Raw genomic sequence first — 18,243 nt, forward strand, 5'->3', positions numbered from 1 at the left:
AAACGTTCGGTGAATCAAGTCGATTGGGAGGTTTCAACGCAACATTGCGACGTTAAGTTCGCCCACATCTTTCTTTGCTCGGCCCAGTCGTGCGTTTTGGCAATGGGGCGGACTTCGCGTTCCAGGATCGCATCGCGGCCTTGGACGGTTCGCGGGAGGGTGAGGATTTGTGCTTGGATGTCGGGGGCCAGGTTGTCGAGCCACATGATTTGAGACATGCGGGTTGTGGAGATCCGACCGTAATGGGCCAGTTCGCTTTGGTTGATGATGACGCCGTCGCGGACAAGCTCGCGGCACCGGTGGGCTAGGGCGAGCAATCGCGTGATGCGTGGGACGCGGCCTTGCAGTTTAGTCGGGGCTTTGCCGTCGGCGAGCGACTTGCTGCCGTTGCGTCGTGTTTGAACATGGAAGGATCGGTTAACGGTGAGTTTGGAATTCATGCGATCACCTCGATATTTCCGGCGGTCAGGCTTTGCATGCCGGTGTCGTGGAACGTGATGCCAACATTGCCCGCGACGCCATCGAAGTCGACTCGGTCGACGAGTAACGAAGTGAGGCGAACTTGTTCGCGGGGCTGGATCGTTTGCCACAGTTCTTCAAAGCCGGCGAGCAGTCGCCGGACGTCGGCGGTGTCGATGGCCTGGGTTTCGAGCGTTTGCAGTTCGGCGGCGATGGCTTTGAGCCGGGTTTCGGCGGTGTCGATTCGTTTTTGAATTTCGGGTAGCCCAGCGACTCGTCCGTTGTTGGTTGCGTTAGCCGCAATCGCCCGCAACTTCTCGTGATCGTTTCGGAGTTGCCGTTGCAGCGATTTGCGTTCGGCTTCGAGGTTGTCGTGGAGTGATGCGGATCGCGATTCGATTTGCCCAATTGTTTGATTGAGCAGGTCTTCATCGGTGCCGATGGTTTGAATTTGCTCGACAACGAAACGTTCGATTTCGCCTGCGGGCACTGAGGGAGCCGGGCATTTCGCCCATCCCTCTTGCATCGCTGTGCCGCAAACGTAGTAGCGGTACCGCTTGTTGCCTTTGCAACTGTACGAGTGCGTCATGGGTCGGCCGCATGACTTGCACCAGATCAAGCCTTTCAACAACGCGTTGTGCTTGTTGCGAACGCCTGTGCCGCCGGAGTTTCCGTTGGCCTTCAGTTGCGTTTGGACTCGCTGGAAAAGATCGGTGGGCACGATTCCACTATGCTCGCCCTCGTGTGTTTCATCCTTGTATCGAATCTTGCCGATGTAGGTGACGTTGGTCAGCAGTTTATAGACCGCGTTCTTCGTGAAAGGTCGGCCGCCTCGGTGGTCACCCTTCTTCGTCACCCATTGTTTGGTCGTCCAACCGCGAGCTTTGAGTTCTTTCATCACCGGCAACAGTGAGCGATGTTCGACATACAGACTGAAGATTTGGCGAACACGATCGGCTTCGACTTCATCGACCAGCAGTTTTGTGTTCTCGACCATGTAGCCCAGCAGCGGCATGCCACCGGACCATTTGCCTCGCCGGCGTGAGGCGGCGACCTTGTCCCGGATCCGTTCGCTGATCATCTCTCGCTCGAATTGGGCGAATGAGAGGAGTACGTTGAGCACCAGCCGGCCCATCGACGTCGATGTATTGAACTGCTGGGTCACGCTGACGAACGACACTCCGTGCTGGTCGAACGTCTCGACAATCTTGGTGAAGTCGAGCAGCGAGCGGCTGAGGCGGTCGACCTTGTAAACGATCACGCAATCGACCTCGCCGGCCGCGATGTCCGCCAGCAATCGTTGCAATGCCGGACGTTCCATGTTGCTGCCGGTGAAACCACCGTCGTCGTAGGTCTTGGGGATGACTTCCCAGCCTTCATGCTTTTGCGAAGCGACATACGCCTCGGCGGCGTCACGCTGAGCATCGAGCGAACTGTATTCTTGGTCGAGTCCTTCCTCGGTGCTCTTGCGGGTGTAGATCGCACAACGCACGGTCGCTTTTGAGTCTTTCTTCATTTGGATTCCTGTTGATCGAGTTTGAAAAACCGGTTGCCGCTCCAGTGCGACCCGGTGACGTGTTTGGCGACGGCGGAAAGCGAACGAAACAGTTCGCCTTCAAATTCAAAACCGTTGGCTGTGACGCGAACGCGAATCTCGCGGCCCTTGTAGACGCGTGTGATCAGCGTTCCAGGCAGCGGCGACGTCGATGATTGCACGCCGGTGGGGAGAACTCGCGTGCGTTTGTCGGCGTCGCTCGATAGCCGCCGCGTGGCCGGCGAAGTGACTCGCAAGTCCGCTCCGTCGGCCAGTTCTCGGAGGCGGTTGATCGCGTCCGCCGAAAGACCACCTTCGACGTTGGCCTGCATCCGCCACACGATTCGGCGGACCAACCATTTGCGGTTCTTGGCGTTGGTCGTTTCGCCAGTGACTTTGGCGAATTGGTCGCGTAGCTCGCCGCAGGTCATCTTCTGCAATCGAGCGACCTCCTTGGCAACGTTGAGCTTCATTTGGGACTCTTGGGCTCGCGTGTTTCTTCCGCCGAGACGTTCGGCGTCGTGACACTGAGCCATGGGTTCGCAGACGAGTCAACCGAGCGTTCGGCACTTTCGGAAGAACTCTCGGGGATCGACCGCGACACCCGCGATAACGCTCGCAGGTTGATGATCGCGTCGGCCAGACAAGTGGCGATTTGTAGACGGCGAGACTGGGGTGAGGGCGTTGATGATTTGACTTTCGTGAGCATCCAAACTCGGGGGAAAGAGGTTGCCGAGATTCATCGGCGTTGGGCCAAAAGCTTCCATGGGAGGGTTGGTTGTTTTGTTCATTCGATCTTTGCTGCGGTTCAGACTTGGCCGTGCGAGTTGGGTTTGAGTTGTTCGCGAATGGGCGCGATCAGGTCGCGACCCCATTGAGTTTTGAACAAGCCGGCAAAGATATGGGTGCGAGAGGCTTCGACATCGAGCTGCGTGATGGTCTCGGCAAGAAGGTCGGCCGTGGGCACGACATGGCTGGTGCGATCCTTGCGATGCAAGGTGAGCCGTTGCAGATGCCGAAGTTCGACAAGTTTTTTGGTAGTTCGCACCAGCCGCATCTTCTTTCTTGTGTCTTTGCGAGTGGCCCAATAGGTCGGCTCGAAGGGCACGCCGTGGTATTCCATGCCGATCAGCCATTTAGTGCGAATGGGAAACTTCGCCATGCCCAATTCGCCAAAGACTTCGATCTCGGCGACCAAGCAACGTGCCAGTTCAAAATGATTTTTCTTCATGCTTTTCTCCAAAAGTCGGACAACGTGTTCCAGAAAACAAACCCTCTCTATGAGGACCGCTGGTTCGTGGGGCCTGACCTGAACGCATCCCGGCGGGAGGACCCGTTCGATCTTCTGTGTGTGTGTGCGCGCACTGCGAGCGCGCTCACAAAGGGGGCGGGCGTGCTCGCACCGCCCCTGGGGGTTGTAGGGGGTGCGCGCGCGGCACACACAGACCCGATTTCTGTGTGTGTGCGTGCACCAGCAAGTGCGCGCGCGGCATACAGAACCGCAATGAAATCCTGTCGGTGCGCGCAGTGATTTGGTTGCGCGCACACACAGCGACCACTTCAAAAATCGTCTTCGTCCGAAGGCTGTTTGACCGTGGCCAACCGAACGGGCTGGTTCGCACCGGACTTCCACAGGTGGATCAATCCGAGATCGACGGCTTCTTGCTGAAGCTCCTTCGCCTTTCTCTGAGACCCCATGGCATCGCCGGCACGACTGCGGACCGTCGTCATGCGCTGCGGTTCTTGACAGACAAACCGCTCGGCGAACATTTCGGCGGTCCATTCCTCTTTGGCCAACTTCTTCTTCTCGGACTTGCTTCCGGTTGATCGAGTCTTGCCCCTGTGTTCAGACTTCAAGTCTTTCGGTTCTAGCAAGTCGTCGGTGTGCCAGGCTGGGAACGACCACCGCAGGCACCGCGGTTCAATCGGAGGCCAAGATCGGACCGCGGCATCAACGACGACGCAGCCGGGTTCTTGATGATGCCGCAGGACTAGGTGGGTATCGGTCGCCCGCGATTGACTGCCCGCGCCGGCACCCACGTCGGTCACGGACTTCGCGGATTGGTTGCCCTTACTCGCGTGATGGACCAGAACGAACGAGCACTGCAACTCGGAAGCGTAACGGTCCAAAGTGTTGTAAAGGTCGGTGACGTTACCGTTGCTGTTCTCATCCGTGTCCTTCGGCATGAAGCGGTAGAACGCGTCCAGAATGATCAACTTGAAGAAGCCGGGTTTGAAGGTGTCAAAGTAAGACCGCAGCGAATTGATGTCGGGAAGCCGGCCACGCAAATTGTCGATGAACATCGACTGATTCAGGGACTCGACCGGGATGTCGCGAGCCCAGGCCACGCGGGGAATCCGATCAGAAGATGTTTCCGCATGCAGTTCGTTGTCGAGCAGCAAGACGTTTCCCTGGTGCGTCGGGTAGGCATCCAACCAATCTCGCCCCGTGGCCACCGCCATCGCCAAATCCAACACCAACCAGGACTTACCCAGCTTCGGCGGTGCGATCACGTTCATCGTTTCGCCGACTCGCAGCAAGCCGTCAATAATTGGATCACGCAAAACCGGAAAGTCGCTGAGCAGTTCGCCGACGGGTCTGATTTGTGGAGTGAATTTCGGGTCCTCCGAGCGATTGCCGTTTTCGTAGTCGCCGTTCGACGCTTCCCCGCGTTTGCAAATCTTCTCTGCATCACGCAGTCGTTTCGCAATTTGCGTGTCGGTCCAATCTTTAGGGAAAGGACGCACCCCTGCGTATTGTCGAATGCACCGCATTGCGTCATCGTCTGAAAGATCATGTTCGACGCACCGGCAACACGATACGAAAAGGCGATGCGAGCCGTCGCTGTGGTCGCTGATCTTCAACTTCAACAGTGATGCCAAGCAATCATCAAACGCACTGTTGGAATCGCTTGGCTGTGAACTCGTGTCGCCATGGTTTTGCGGCCAAAGCTGCTCGCAAAGATCTTCAAGGCTTCCCTGGCAATCCTGCACGTCGGTTGGCGAGTCACTCAACCTTTGACCGGTGACCGTGAAGAAGCGGCCTTTGTCGTAGACCTCGACCTTCCCGACCATCAGCGGACCAAACCCATCTTTGCGACATTGAGCAAACGATGGTTTGAATCCCTTCAGGAACACTTTCACGCCGGTCCCCGACGGTGAAACCTCGACATAAGTATCGAAGCTTGAAATGATGTCGCCGCCCCAGATGTAGTTGCCGGCTTCGTCCAAGCAATCGTCGATGTCCACGCCGGCGAACGGGTCGTCGGCGGTAAATACGAAACCGATTCCACTGGTTCCTGGCGAAGAATGAAAGTGCCGCCACGCCGTATCGAAATCCGACCAAGTCGATGAATCGTTGGTCTTGGCCAATCGACCACTGTGGGGATCGATCGGTTCCTTGGTTGGCCGGCCATCGCGATCGACGGACCTCCAGCACACCCACTGCGGAACCGATCGCAGCGAGGGCGGAATGTTCTGTATCGGATACTCAGCAATGCCGGCCGATTCGGTGGTTTCAGGATCAGTAGCCTGCATGTTCGTGTTTGTCCTTAAACGCGGGTGGAAGACTGGCGATTGCGATCCGCGTCCATGCGGTCCAGTTCGCTAGCGATGTGATCGAGGCTGGCCTGCGAGAACACGCGGGCATGGCCGGCCCAACCGGTTGCCTCGATGCGTCTTGAACGAATGACGTATTCGATGCGATGAACCTTGGTGTTCAACCGTCGGGCGATCTCGCCGACGGTCAACAACAACGGAGGTTGAGGCATAGCTTTCCTTGCAGCGTGTGGAAATACTTCGCAGCGGTTGCCGGTTAACGGGCAGGCGGCGAAGCCAAGTAAGAGAGAGACCAAAATCTGCGGAGTCATCGCTCGTGCGGACGCGAATGGCAGATTCAAAAGAAGCTCGGCGCGGTGGATCGCAGACGAGCGAGAAGCCAATTGGCTGAGTGGGTCGCTGATTGGTTGGCTGAGCGGCTCGGTGTTCGAGCGAGCAGAATTATGGGAATTGAAATCGGTTTGTCAAACAAAAATATTCGCTTGGACTTTCATTGCAGTTGGATGGATTGCGATGAACGTTTGGCACGGCAAAACACGGTGAAAACGTGCGAAACAAACAGTTCGAGCGGTTGAGCAAGAAAGCGTGCCCGCCAAGGTTTTGGCACGGGTTGGCCGACTGCTCGTTCGCTTGTGCTCCCACCAGCGATCGAAAAACAGCGGCAAACACGGGACGAATCGTGCTGCTCCGTCTCGGCACTTGGAATTCTCCGGTGTTAAGAAAACTGGCGTTGGAAAAATCAGAACTTTGCAAAATTGTTTGGCACCTCGAATCATGAAAAGACGGTCTCTCCCTAGCTCTAGACCTTCCAGAAAAAAGGGCGAGAAGGCGAAGGTGCTGCCGAATTTTCTCAAGTTAGTTTGGAGCGGTGAATATTCGTCCCTCCGCGGTTATCTATGCCGCATTTTGGAAAACGTGTTCGCTCAAATTGCGATTCGGTGAAAAGAAAGCTCCCTACCTCGGAAGCAGAATCGTTGTGCAGCACAACTGACGAAATCTTCATCTCCTTCCATTTTTTACTGCAATCGCGACAACTTTTTTCGCGAAGCTCGTACGGAACGCGAAAGCACAAACGGCCTCCTGGGTTACTTATGCAACCGATTAGCCCCGAATAGTGAATCTGCGAAATTTGGAGAAAGTTTTCGTAGAATGCTGTTCGGCTTAGGTCTCACTTTTCAGTCGTTTTACCGCTCAGCGTATTCGCCGATGTTGATCGGGCTCCCTCATCTAGACCTACCGGACCAAATGCTCGAATGACGAAATCGTTTCCGGATTTTCGATGAATCGTTGGGACGCAAAATCGCTCTCGTCTCTTGTTACCTATGCCGTTTGGCGTTGGGGTTGCGCAACAAACTGAAAATTTCGTGAGAACTACGTCATCGGAGGGCGGGGCGAGATCACGACTCCATGGAGAGGAACGTAAAGTGTCGGGCGGATATCGCCCCAAGCACACGACATGCTGGCGGCGAAGCAGGTGTCAAGATGGCCAGCCTCCATTCTTGTGAATGACCGACCGGGCTCTTGCGTTCAGCCATCCCATGAAAGCGGCATAGCGTTTGCGAACGGGATTCCATCTGCCGAGAGGGCCGTTTCACAGGGCCCGTCGCCCGTCAAGTTGGTGGAAAATCGATCCAACTGATCGTAAGCAGGCCAATTGGAGCTGAGCTTGCGATCCGATGGCGTGTCAGATCTTCTGCAGTCGCGGCGAAGGACTTGAAATGATTGGTCGTATTTTGTTTTTTCCGATCCAAGTGCTTGGATCACTTTACACCGGTTTGCTGATGTGGATGGCGTCACCATCTAACCAAGCCGATTTTCAACGTGAGGACAAATCAGATGAATAGGGCTGTCGTGGAAAAGGGTGTCAGTGAGTCGTTGGATAAGAACGCAGACGAGAGGACTCGTCCATCGGGCATGGGACCGATGGTGACGCAAAACGGCGTGGCGTTCCGAGTTTGGGCTCCCCACGCTGATGCCGTGTCAGTGGTCGGGTCATTCAATGATTGGGACGGGTCGGCGGCGAGGATGGAGCACGAGGATGGTGGAAATTGGTTTGTTGAAATCGAGGGTGCCAAGCCGGGCGACGAGTACAAGTTCGAAATCACGAACGGAGAAAATACGTTTCGGCGGATTGATCCTCGTGTCCGCGAGGTCACTAATTCGGTGGGCAACGGAATTGTTCACGATCCGTGTTTTGATTGGTCCGATGATCACTTTGTGATGCCACCTTGGAACGAGCTGGTCATCTATGAAATGCACGTGGGGACGTTCTTTCGAGACGGACAGGATGTGGGTGATTTGGAAACGTTGCAGAAAAAATTTAAACACCTCAAGCGATTGGGCGTGAACGCGTTGCAGATCATGCCGATTGCGGAGTTCGCGGGTGACCTGTCTTGGGGATACAACCCGGCTCACGTCTTTGCGATCGAGAGTGCCTACGGTGGACCACTGGCGTTCAAACGATTTGTGAAGGAGGCTCACCGTCACGGGTTCGCGGTGATCTTGGATGTCGTCTACAACCACTTTGGGCCGTCCGACTTGGACCTGTGGCAGTTTGATGGTTGGTCGGAAAACGACAAGGGCGGCATCTATTTCTACAACGATCACCGCAGTTCAACGCCTTGGGGAGACACGCGACCGGACTACGGCCGCGGCGAAGTGCGAGCGTTTATTCGTGACAACGCGATGATGTGGCTGGAAGACTACCATGTGGACGGTTTGCGTTATGACATGACTCTCTACATCCGCTCGATCGACCATGACCCGGCGAATGAAATCCCGGAAGGCTGGGGCTTAACGCAGTGGGTCAACCGAGAGATCCATGCAGCGTTTCCATCGGCCATCACGATCGCCGAAGACCTTCAGAACGAACACTATCTGACAAAGCCCGACCAAGAGGGCGGTGCTGGATTCTCCACGCAGTGGGACGCGAAGTTCGTTCACCCTATTCGTGATGTAATCACACAGCCCGATGACGCGGGCCGCGACATGCAGAAGGTCGTCGAAGCGATTCTGCACCGATACAACGGTGATGCGTTCCAACGAGTGATCTACACGGAATCACATGACGAAGTTGCCAATGGGAAGTCCCGCGTACCCAGCGAGATTGACGATTCGGACCCGGGCAACTACTTCGCGAAAAAGCGTTCGACGCTTGGTGTTGCGATTGCAATGACGGCCCCCGGCATTCCGATGTTGTTTCAGGGGCAAGAGCTACTGCAAGACGGTTGGTTCCAAGACACCGAAGAACTGGATTGGGAAAACGCAAGGTCGTTCCAAGGAATCGTGCGACTGTACGCCGACTTGATTCGATTGCGGCTCAACCGTGACGGCTACACCCGTGGTCTGACGGGACAGCATGTCGAGGTCCATCACGTCAATCACGCTGATAAGATCGTTGCGTTCCGGCGTTGGTTCGACGGCGGCGAGGGTGACGAGACGCTGGTGGTTGCGAACTTCTCGGCAAACACGTTCTCGAACTACCGTGTAGGCGTACCGTGTGGTGGTCGTTGGACGTTACGTTTCAACAGCGATTCTCCCGACTACAATCGCGAGTTCGGTTCCGAGCACGTTGCCGATATCGAAACGATCGAAGAGGGTTACGACGGACAGTCGCACTCGGCTGCTTTCGCGATTGCTCCCTATTCGGTTTTGATCTTCTCCCAGAACTAGACCCACTTTTGTTTCATGCGACGCCGAAGGCGAGGCTTCAAAACCGAGACCTCGCCGATGGCGTCGGGATGAACGTTGTTGAATGAACTTGATGCGCGCCTACCTTCAACAACTGACTTATTCCATCAGCGGCAGCTATTGGTTTGTGCCATCGGTGATGGTGCTCGCTGCGGTTTTGCTTTCGCAAGGAGCGATTCAAATTGATCGAGCGTATGGCAGTGATTGGATGGCGGAGTCTTGGTGGGCTTCATTGAATCAACCTGACGGGGCTCGGGCATTGCTGGCGACGGTGGCCGGTTCGATGATCACGGTGGCAGGTACGACGTTTTCGCTGACAATCTTGGCGGTTTCGCACGCGACATCGCACTTCGGGCCGCGGTTGTTAGACAATTTCATGCGAGATCGCGGCAATCAGATCACGCTGGGAACGTTCGTTGCAACATTCATTTACTGTTTGCTCGTGCTACGAGTGATTCGCGGTAGCTCAGAAAGCATCGACGCATTTGTACCCCAGTTGTCGCTCTTCCTGGCGTTGCTACTGACCTTAGCAAGTGTCGCCGAGCTGATCTATTTCATTCACCACATCCCGGAGAGCATCCATATCTCTAATGTGTTGCAGAGGATGAACGGGCAAATGCTGTCCAAGTTCGACGAATTGTACCCGGCCACCGTGGGCGACGCCTCACCTGATGAAGCACCCGTGTACGATTTCCAAGCGACACATAAGATTGCTTCTAGCACTCACGGTTATCTGCAGGGCGTGGACGAGCACAGTCTGATGGCGATCGCGTCGGATTCAAAGCGTGTTTTGAGACTCCGCCGACGACCAGGTGATTTCGTTCGTGTGGGAGAGCTCATCGCGGAAGTGGACGGCGACGCCGAGTGGAGCGAGACGGACGATGATCGAGTTCGATCGGCGTTTGCATTCGGAGCCAGCCGCAACCCGACGCAAGATGTGTTCTTCGTGCTCAATCAGTTTGTGGAAGTCGCTATTCGAGCACTCTCGCCTGGCGTGAATGACCCGTTCACCGCAATGCAATGCATGGATCACTTGAGCGTCGGGTTGGTTGAGCTGAGTCGCCGGCAATTGCCTAGCGATCATCGAGTTGATGACAAAGGAACACTCAGGATCATCACGACAGAAGTCAAGCTGGAACAATTCGCGACGGCGATGCTAGACCAGGTTTTTCCGTATGCCGAGGATGATGTCAACACGGCAAAGTACTACGTTGAGACGCTACAGCGTGTGATTGACATTTCGGACAATGCTGAGTTGGTCAATATTATCGAGGCACGCGTTCATCGGATGCAGAAGGCGATTGCTTGACGGTGTTTAAGCGACATCGCAAGTTAGGCGGTAAAGACTGCCTCTTTTTCGGGATCAGGCCAGATAACGGTCGGCCACCTAGGCCCGCGCGTCGCGGATTAGGGCGAGATAGAGGAGGTAGATGGCGGTGGGGATTGCGATGACAAGGAGTGACGATGCAAGTAGCGGATGACCTAGCACTGCTGGTCCAACGGTAACTCGCATCAACAATGCAGCCGAGACCAACATCGCACTGACGATCAAACCGGCGGTGATTCGATTGGCGATTTTGTGAACGCCTTTGAGCAGTGAGTCTTGATCTATCGCGTCAACCTTGACGCTCAGTCCGTTCTCTGAAACCATTTGCGTGATCCGGTTGATACGCTGCGGAAGACTTGACGCCAATTCGGCCGAAGCCCTTGAGTTGTTCATTTAAGTTAAGCAGGTTGCTTGCCTCGCGGCGGTAATCCAGTTCGATCGACAACGCAAATGCACGGCGTGTGCCACAACTCGAACTTCGCATTACTAGCGTCAGGCAATAGCTCGCGGCGATCGCTTAGCGATCAGCGTGATTGCTCGACAACCATCTCGACGCGCATTCAAATTTTGTTCAGGTATCTACACGCGATAGATGGTCGATTGGGGGCCGCGGAGCATTCTTCATAGCTACGGATCTTTTTGGTTGATCAACAACCACTCAACTTGTACCTCGAGATCTCTTGTGATTTACCGGTTTCACATCACCGTCGCACTCCCGATGTGCCTGCCGTGATCTGGAATGAAACAATTGCGGGGAAAATCAGCCATCGGGCGACCGGTGTATCGGAAACTGTTGGGCCCTTCCCCCATCCCCACACCGATAAACAGGTCAGATTTCTGATTTACTTGCACTTCGGCAACGGGTCGGACTTTTTCGAGCAAGCGAAGATCGAGTCAACAAATTACGTGTCGTCCGCGGCACGCCAAATGCATAGCGAGTCTCGCTGCGAAGCTAGTGAAGCTTCTAGTTCCTCCCCATTTAGATGGATTAAAAAATGATTAACTTATTAGCATACCGTCGTCGAAGCAGACTCAAGCTTATGGCCGCTACAGGCATTGCTGCGGCCAGTCTCTCGATTTCCGCGGTTCCGTCGCATGCCCAGGACATTGGCAAAGCAATTGCGGATTCGATCACAGGCGGCGCAAATACTGGGTCACCCACTGCACAAGCGGTCCCCCCAGTAGGCAGCGCGCCAGCGCAGTCTGCGGTCGATCGCGGTGTCAATCGCGCCATGCAAGGTGCTCTTCAAGGTCAGTCTCCGCGTGACGCGATTCGCACCGGACTCGGCGAAGCTGCACAGTCGGCGGTCGAGACGCCGATGCAAACGCAAAACCGGGATCAGCTTCAGCAATTCCAGCAGTTGCAGAATCAGCAGTTGCAGCAAGGCGTTCCTGGCAGCCAGCCGATGCAGTTGGATTCTCAGGGTCGAGCGTACTATCGAGACGCTTCCGGGCAACCGGTCTACGCTAGTCAAAACGGGCAAGTGACAGCTCAACAGAATCAATATTACGGTGCTCAATTCCAACCGAACGACAGAGGAGTTGGAATTCAGTCGGTTCGACAGGATGGTTTTGCCGGACGAGCTGGCTTGAATCAGGGCGATGTTATTTTAAGTGTCAATGGGCGACAGGTGCGTGACCCGAACGGATTGGTTCAGACCATGGATCAGATCGGGCCGAATGAATCGGTGAGAATGATTGTCGTTCGTAACGGGCAGGAACAGATCATCACAACGACAACTTCGGAAACTTACGGTCAAAACCGACAGTCAAAGTCGAGCTCGGCAAACGATTCGGTCAACGCGCGGTTGGATGAGATGCGAAAGCAGATCCAGAAACTGCAAAAGGAAGTTGAGTCGCTTCAAAGTAAAGTTGAGCATTTAGACGGAAAGTAGTTCCTTAACACCAAGGTTTCGTCTAGCGATGCTGAGTGGGCTCAGTGAGAGCTGAATGAAGTGGTTTGTTGAATCGAGTTCTTCTTGACGCCTCGCGTCAGGAATCGGCTGTGGCATTCATTAGCCGTTTTGGCGTTAGCCACGGTTCTCCGAAATCACCTGCCAAAACCGTGGCTAACGCCAAAACGGCTAATGAAAGTATCGCTGTCCAGCTAAATGCTGCGTCTTCGCTCCCAAGCCCGGCCTCAATGCCCCTAATCAGGTGGGAGTAGCACCTCATCGCGAGGGCATTTACTGGATCTGAGATGAGACGTTGTCGGGCATCGTTAGGGACGCGAAGAATTGCTGAAGTTTGGCGATATCAACTGGCTTGACCATGTGCTCGTCGAATCCGGCCTTGAGCGCCTTCTCGCGATCTGACAACTGGCCGTAGCCCGTCATCGCAACTAAATGTAGTCCCTTGGTGGCGTCAGTTGCTCGAAGTTTTCGAGCCAGATCGTAGCCGGTCATGCCAGGCATAGAGATGTCTGAAAAGATGACTTCGGCATCGTAGTCTTGCAGTTTTTCGATGGCTGCCACGCCGCTTTCCACGACTTCGACATGATGGCCCAGTTTCGTTAGCAATCGGGACATGATGATCGCCAACGCACGCATGTCCTCGACGACTAAGACCCGATAAGATCTCGATGGTTCAGGTGATCGCTGCACCAGCGTTGCAACTTCCGGCGCCTCGTCGGGTGAAGCGGCCGGAAGGGCGACCGTAAATTCGCTCCCTTTGCCAACGCCTTCGCTGTACGCAGCAACGGTTCCCCCGTGAAGTTCGACAAGAGTACGAACAAGCGTCAGCCCGATGCCGAGACCTGCCGTCCCTCGTTCAACTGAGTCCCCGACTTGCGAGAACATCTCGAATATATCCTCGAGACGCATCGGTGCGATCCCGTTTCCATTGTCCTTCACGCGAATGACAACATCTTCTTCCTCCTGAACAACGGACAAGACGATGCTGCAATTTTCGTTGCTGTACTTCGATGCGTTGTTGAGTAAATTGCAAACGACCTGCGTTATCCTCGCCGGGTCAACGTTGACACACAGGCCAGCATCTGGAACGTCAACATCCAGTGTTTGACGGTTTGCGTCGATTAAAGATTGCGAGGACTCGACCGCAGAATTGATAATCGTCGCGATTTCGACAACTTGTTTTTTCAGTTCGATTTTTCCACGACCGATTCGCGAGATGTCCATCAGATCGTCGATCAAACGCACAAGTTGATCAGCTTGTCGCTCCATCGTGAATCGCAGGTCTTCCACTTCGGCGTCGAGCTGCATCATGCCCATCAACTGCACCGCGTTCTTGATCGGCGACAGCGGATTGCGAAGTTCGTGCGCCAGTGTGGCGAGAAACTCATTCTTCCGTCTCGATTCTTCCGAAAGCTCGGCAGCTAAACGAGCCATCTCGTCACTGCTTAGTTTCTGATGTGTCATGTCACGCATGACTTTGCTGTAACCAATCAGGGCGTCCGCTTCGTCGCGAATGGACGACGTCATGCCGGCTGCCCAAAATCGGGCGCGGTCCTTTCGCATCATCCAACGGTCATCACTGGCCGAACCGGTAGCCGCGGCGGTCGCAAATTCGCGTTCCGTCGTACCGTCCTGGTTGGCCTCGGGGGTGAATATCAATGGCCGGACATCGCGTCCTAAAAATTCTTCTTCGGTAAACCCCAGCACCTTCAAGACACCTGAATTCCAACTGGTAGCGCGGCAATCTGTATCCATCGTGAAGATGGCGTAGTCTTGGATTTGATCGACGAACAGTCGGATGTGTTGATCGAGTTCACGGTTCCGATGTTCAAGTATGGTCCGTTCATCGAGGGCTTTTTGCAATCGCTCCCGTTCGCTCTGAATGATAGCGGCGTCGCGCTCCGCGGTTTCTCGACGCCTATGGACTGCGAGCATGACGCCTCCGACAAGCGTGAGGCCAGCGACCGTCGTTAACAAACCGGTGTACCAAGCGACGCGGTAGGTCCTGAGCGACTCGCCTCTGTGGTCCACCATTCGCGACTCTTCTACGCCTCGCATTTTGGCGAGAGACTCGCGAATCTGATTCATGGCGTTGTTACCGAAATTCCCAATCACGATATCACGCGCGGCGGCTAAACCGGCTTCGCTTCGGACATCAATCGTGGTGTTAAGCTCAGTTCGTTTCTGGGAAACGATCGACGTTAACTTTTCAAACGTCGAAGCGTGTCCAGAGTCGTCTTTGACTCGCTCGAAGAGCTCGCGAGTCAAATCGTCGAGTTCTGCGTTGGCTGATACGAAAGGCTCAAGATACGTTTCATCGCCCGTGATGATGTATCCGCGTTGCCCAGTCTCTGCCTTCGTCAGCGCTAATTCGAGCGAGTTGATTAAGTCGAGTGTCTTCTGCGAGTCCGCCATGACCGATGAGTCGGACCAAAGCCCGTGGATATTGCGAAGCGTGACCGTGCCGCTGAGGAGCAAAAGCACGATGACGGCACCGGTCCCGAGCGGTTCAGACAGCCGACGAAGGACCGACTTTGATTTTGTTTTGTGCAAGTAAGGCGCGCTCGGCTGTTTGAAAAATTTTGGTTTCGGATAGATGCTGTCTGAGTTGAGGAGTATAGGTTAGCGCGATTGGTATCGAAATGACCACGGTGCTGGGTTTTCTTCCCGATGCCCTGACTCGCCGGGTGGTCGATTGCCGATCATGCTGGACGGGAATCATCCGCAATCGGACTGTTTGATGGAGCAAAACGGCCTTCGTCATGGCTTGGTACGCAACCTGCTGCGGCAGTGGGGACCGTTCACCCGCAACTTTGAAACTGTTCATGTCGCTGATTAAATTTTGTCACTCGCTCGTCATCGCTGTCGCAATTGCGGCGCAGCTTGCGGCTACGCCGACACACGGGCAGGAAGCGGTACCGCCGGACGATCTCGCGACTGCGAACGAAACGATATCAGTTGACGGAGTGATCGAGGACGCCGCGATTGTAAAGCGATTGACGGCTGTTTTCAAAGCGACCGGGTGGTTCTCGGAAACGAACGTTCAGTGCGAGAGCGGCATCGTGACGCTCAGTGGTGTCGCCGACACTGAGGAGCGTAGGGAATGGGCAGAAAAACTTGCCGATCGTACTCAGGACGTTATCGCAGTGGTCAACCAATTGTCGGTGGATGACTCCACAATCGGAGTCGACCTCACCGGTAGCGCCACAGCGGTTGAGGCAAGTCTCGATGACATGTGGCGAGACTTCTTAACAAGATCTCCTTTGCTATTCGCCGCGCTCATTGTGGTAGTGCTGACTGCGCTGTTCGCGAAAGCGTTCGGTTGGCTGCTGGTCAAGTTGCTCAATCAACGACGGATGCGAACTTCGTTAAAGGATTTGTTTTATCAGTTGGCCGCAATAGGAACTTGGATTGTTGGTCTGCTGATCGCAACCATCGTTGCGTTTCCAGGCATGACGCCGTCGAAGGCGCTCGCGGTGCTGGGACTTGGCTCGGTAGCGGTTGGTTTTGCGTTTAAGGACATCTTTGAAAACTTCTTTGCGGGCATTTTGATCCTGTGGCGTTACCCATTTGATCGCGGAGACTTCATCAGTACAGGCGATCTAACTGGAAAGGTGGAAGAGGTCACGATTCGCAACACGATGATCCGTAGGCTTGATGGTGAGCTGGCCGTCGTGCCCAACGCAACCATCTTTAAAAACACTGTCGACGTGCTCACGGACCAACCTCAACGGCGTGTGAGGATCGTTTGCGGTGTCGCGTATGACGAAGATTTGGCGACGGCACGCGACGTGATTAGTGAGGCTGTCCAATCGTGCGAGACGGTCCAAGCAAAACGTACGGTCCAAGTCTTCGCCAACGAGTTTGCGGAGTCGAGCATCAACTTCGAGGTCGTTTGGTGGACGGGATCCAAGCCAGTGGATGTTCGCCGAAGCCGTGACGAGGTGGTGACAGCGATCAAGGGGGCGCTCGACAACGCCGGAATCGAGATTCCTTTTCCGTATCGCACGCTCACGTTCAAGAACGTAGCCGTTGCCCAGACCGTGGCTGCGGCAGTGAACAATTGTCCGGCTGCCGCAGTACACTCCACTGAATCAAGCAACGAGTAGTAATATGATTCTAGGAACCAGTAACTTTCGATCTCCGCGAAACGCTGCCCATCAACCCGAGACATCCGTTCGCGGATCCATACCGCCAGAGGAAACCCGAATGCCCGCCGTTCTAGTCGTTGACGATGATCGAACGATTCTACTGCTTGCCCAGAAGGCGCTTTCGCCGATCGCCGATGTGGTCACGGCGGAAACAGCCCAGGCCGGATTGGACGCTTTGAGAAACGGTGCGTTTGATGCCGTCTTGTTGGATATCCAATTGCCAGACCGAAGCGGCTTGGCGGCCTATTGCGAGATCCGTGAGATCGACAGCAAGTTGCCCGTCATCTTTATGACGATTGAGGCCGCAAGCAACACTGCCATCGAAGCGATGCAATTGGGAGCGTTTGACTACCTCGCCAAGCCGCTGGCGGTCGACTCACTTCGCGATTTGGTCGACAAAGCCATCGAGCAACGCAAACTGACTTCGGTGCCGGTGGCGCTGTCTGCCGACACCGTAAAAGCAGGCGACTCGAGCGAACTGTTCATCGGTCGCAGCAAAGCGATGCTGGACGTGTTCAAGGACATCGGCCGGGTCAGCAAGCAAGACGTGCCGATTCTAATCCGCGGTGAGAGCGGCACTGGCAAGGAATTGGTGGCACGTGCATTGTTCCAGTACAGCCATCGGTACGACGGTCCATTCTTGGCGGTCAACTGTGCGGCGCTGCCCGATAACTTGCTAGAAAGCGAATTGTTTGGTCATGAGAAGGGCGCGTTCACGGGTGCGGAGTCACGACGTATCGGCAAGTTTGAACAGTGCAATGGAGGCACATTGTTTCTGGACGAAATCGGCGACATGGCTCCCACGGTTCAAGCGAAGGTGCTGCGTGTGTTGCAGGATCAACGCTTCGAGCGAGTCGGTGGTAACAATGAGTTGACGACTGACGTGCGAATCATCGCGGCGACAAACCGCCCGCTCGAACAGATGGTGGAAGACGGCGACTACCGCGAAGATTTGTTGTATCGTCTCAACGGCGTCACGATCGAATTGCCACCGCTGCGCGATCGCAAGGACGATGTAAAATTGCTGATCCAGCATTTTCTTCGACAGGCAAAGGTGGAACTGAAGAAGCCAACACTCGAGGGACTTGCGCCGGACACTCTGGATTTGTTGACGGCATACGATTGGCCGGGCAACGTACGGCAATTACGCGCCGTCATCCGCCGCTGCGTGCTGGATGCGTCGATGCCGGTGATCTTCTCCGACGTTTTACCGAAGGAGATCCGGCGACTCGACCCGAAGCACGTCGATAGTTCCGCAAAGCCTGTGAAGTCGCCGGAAACGGGAGCGGGTTTACCTGCATTGGTGAAACGCTTGCTCGCAGAAAAGTCCAGCAACATCTACGCGGAGTCGATGGAGTACATGGAACGCTATGTGCTCGTTGAAGTGTTGAAAGCGACCGAAGGCAATCAGAGCCAAGCCGCAGAGGCCTTGGGGATCACCCGCGGTAAGCTTCGCGACAGGATCAATAGCTATGGGATCGTGCTTGAGAGCGGCGTCTCGTTGCAAGGCGATGTTTAACCCGTTGCCGCTATCGAGGCTAGGGAAACCAGTCATCTGTCTTCGGTGTCGGGTAAAACGCATTCCGAAATTTTAAAACTGAATTACCAATG

15 protein-coding genes are annotated in these 18,243 nt (G+C 55.0%); 6 read left to right on the forward strand and 9 right to left on the reverse strand.

From position 1 onward, the window contains the following. Positions 1-14 precede the first annotated feature (14 nt). The 7 genes from FHS27_RS23425 to FHS27_RS23455 all read right to left on the reverse strand — a co-directional run bounded on the left by FHS27_RS23425 (position 15) and on the right by FHS27_RS23455 (position 5,763). Positions 15-440, reverse strand: a complete 426-nt coding sequence (locus tag FHS27_RS23425) for a hypothetical protein (protein WP_184307568.1) — start codon at positions 438-440, stop codon at positions 15-17. Then, complete coding sequence (locus FHS27_RS23430; RefSeq protein WP_184307570.1) at positions 437-1,975, reverse strand: recombinase family protein; 1,539 nt, start codon at positions 1,973-1,975, stop codon at positions 437-439. The genes FHS27_RS23425 and FHS27_RS23430 overlap by 4 nt, the downstream gene beginning before the upstream one ends. Next, the gene (locus FHS27_RS23435; protein WP_184307572.1) at positions 1,972-2,466 is read right to left on the reverse strand and encodes a DUF2924 domain-containing protein; all 495 of its coding nucleotides are present in this window, start codon (positions 2,464-2,466) and stop codon (positions 1,972-1,974) included. The genes FHS27_RS23430 and FHS27_RS23435 overlap by 4 nt, the downstream gene beginning before the upstream one ends. Next, positions 2,463-2,702, reverse strand: coding sequence for a hypothetical protein (locus FHS27_RS23440; protein ID WP_184307574.1), 240 nt, complete (start codon positions 2,700-2,702; stop codon positions 2,463-2,465). The genes FHS27_RS23435 and FHS27_RS23440 overlap by 4 nt, the downstream gene beginning before the upstream one ends. A gap of 99 nt (positions 2,703-2,801) precedes the next feature. Beyond that, positions 2,802-3,224, reverse strand: a complete 423-nt coding sequence (locus FHS27_RS23445; RefSeq protein ID WP_184307576.1) for a hypothetical protein — start codon at positions 3,222-3,224, stop codon at positions 2,802-2,804. Positions 3,225-3,553: 329 nt separating this feature from the next. Then, on the reverse strand, positions 3,554-5,530 hold the full coding sequence (locus FHS27_RS23450) for an AAA family ATPase (protein ID WP_184307578.1): 1,977 nt from the start codon (positions 5,528-5,530) through the stop codon (positions 3,554-3,556). Positions 5,531-5,544: 14 nt separating this feature from the next. After that, positions 5,545-5,763 carry a hypothetical protein gene (locus tag FHS27_RS23455; RefSeq protein ID WP_184307580.1) on the reverse strand — a complete coding sequence of 73 codons (219 nt, stop codon included), beginning with the start codon at positions 5,761-5,763 and terminating at the stop codon, positions 5,545-5,547. A 1,506-nt stretch (positions 5,764-7,269) separates the two neighbouring features. On the opposite strand from FHS27_RS23455, the gene FHS27_RS31435 reads away from it, so the two are divergent. The 3 genes from FHS27_RS31435 to FHS27_RS23465 all read left to right on the forward strand — a co-directional run bounded on the left by FHS27_RS31435 (position 7,270) and on the right by FHS27_RS23465 (position 10,550). After that, positions 7,270-7,395 carry a hypothetical protein gene (locus tag FHS27_RS31435; protein ID WP_261363953.1) on the forward strand — a complete coding sequence of 42 codons (126 nt, stop codon included), beginning with the start codon at positions 7,270-7,272 and terminating at the stop codon, positions 7,393-7,395. Further along, positions 7,388-9,223: an alpha-amylase family glycosyl hydrolase gene (locus tag FHS27_RS23460; RefSeq protein ID WP_246420703.1), complete on the forward strand. Its 1,836-nt coding sequence runs from the start codon at positions 7,388-7,390 to the stop codon at positions 9,221-9,223. The genes FHS27_RS31435 and FHS27_RS23460 overlap by 8 nt, the downstream gene beginning before the upstream one ends. Positions 9,224-9,305: 82 nt before the next feature. Then, positions 9,306-10,550 (forward strand): DUF2254 domain-containing protein, encoded by a 1,245-nt coding sequence (locus FHS27_RS23465; RefSeq protein ID WP_246420705.1) that lies wholly within the window; start codon positions 9,306-9,308, stop codon positions 10,548-10,550. A 78-nt stretch (positions 10,551-10,628) separates the two neighbouring features. On the opposite strand, the gene FHS27_RS23470 is transcribed toward FHS27_RS23465, so the two are convergent. Next, entirely contained in the window at positions 10,629-10,961 is a 333-nt protein-coding gene (locus tag FHS27_RS23470) for a hypothetical protein (RefSeq protein WP_184307584.1), read from the reverse strand. A gap of 602 nt (positions 10,962-11,563) precedes the next feature. Here FHS27_RS23470 and FHS27_RS23475 point away from each other — a divergent pair. After that, positions 11,564-12,463, forward strand: a complete 900-nt coding sequence (locus tag FHS27_RS23475; RefSeq protein ID WP_221225336.1) for a PDZ domain-containing protein — start codon at positions 11,564-11,566, stop codon at positions 12,461-12,463. A 291-nt stretch (positions 12,464-12,754) separates the two neighbouring features. Here FHS27_RS23475 and FHS27_RS23480 read toward each other — a convergent pair whose 3' ends face one another. Next, positions 12,755-15,034, reverse strand: a complete 2,280-nt coding sequence (locus FHS27_RS23480) for a CHASE3 domain-containing protein (protein WP_184307588.1) — start codon at positions 15,032-15,034, stop codon at positions 12,755-12,757. 272 nt (positions 15,035-15,306) lie between these two features. Between FHS27_RS23480 and FHS27_RS23485 the strand changes: the two genes are divergently transcribed. Further along, positions 15,307-16,590 carry a mechanosensitive ion channel family protein gene (locus FHS27_RS23485; protein ID WP_246420707.1) on the forward strand — a complete coding sequence of 428 codons (1,284 nt, stop codon included), beginning with the start codon at positions 15,307-15,309 and terminating at the stop codon, positions 16,588-16,590. Between the two features lie 100 nt (positions 16,591-16,690). Beyond that, entirely contained in the window at positions 16,691-18,151 is a 1,461-nt protein-coding gene (locus FHS27_RS23490; protein ID WP_184307591.1) for a sigma-54-dependent transcriptional regulator, read from the forward strand. The last annotated feature ends 92 nt before the right edge of the window (positions 18,152-18,243 follow it).

The organism is Aporhodopirellula rubra (assembly GCF_014192335.1).
GTDB classification, from domain to species: Bacteria; Planctomycetota; Planctomycetia; order Pirellulales; family Pirellulaceae; genus Rhodopirellula; species Rhodopirellula rubra.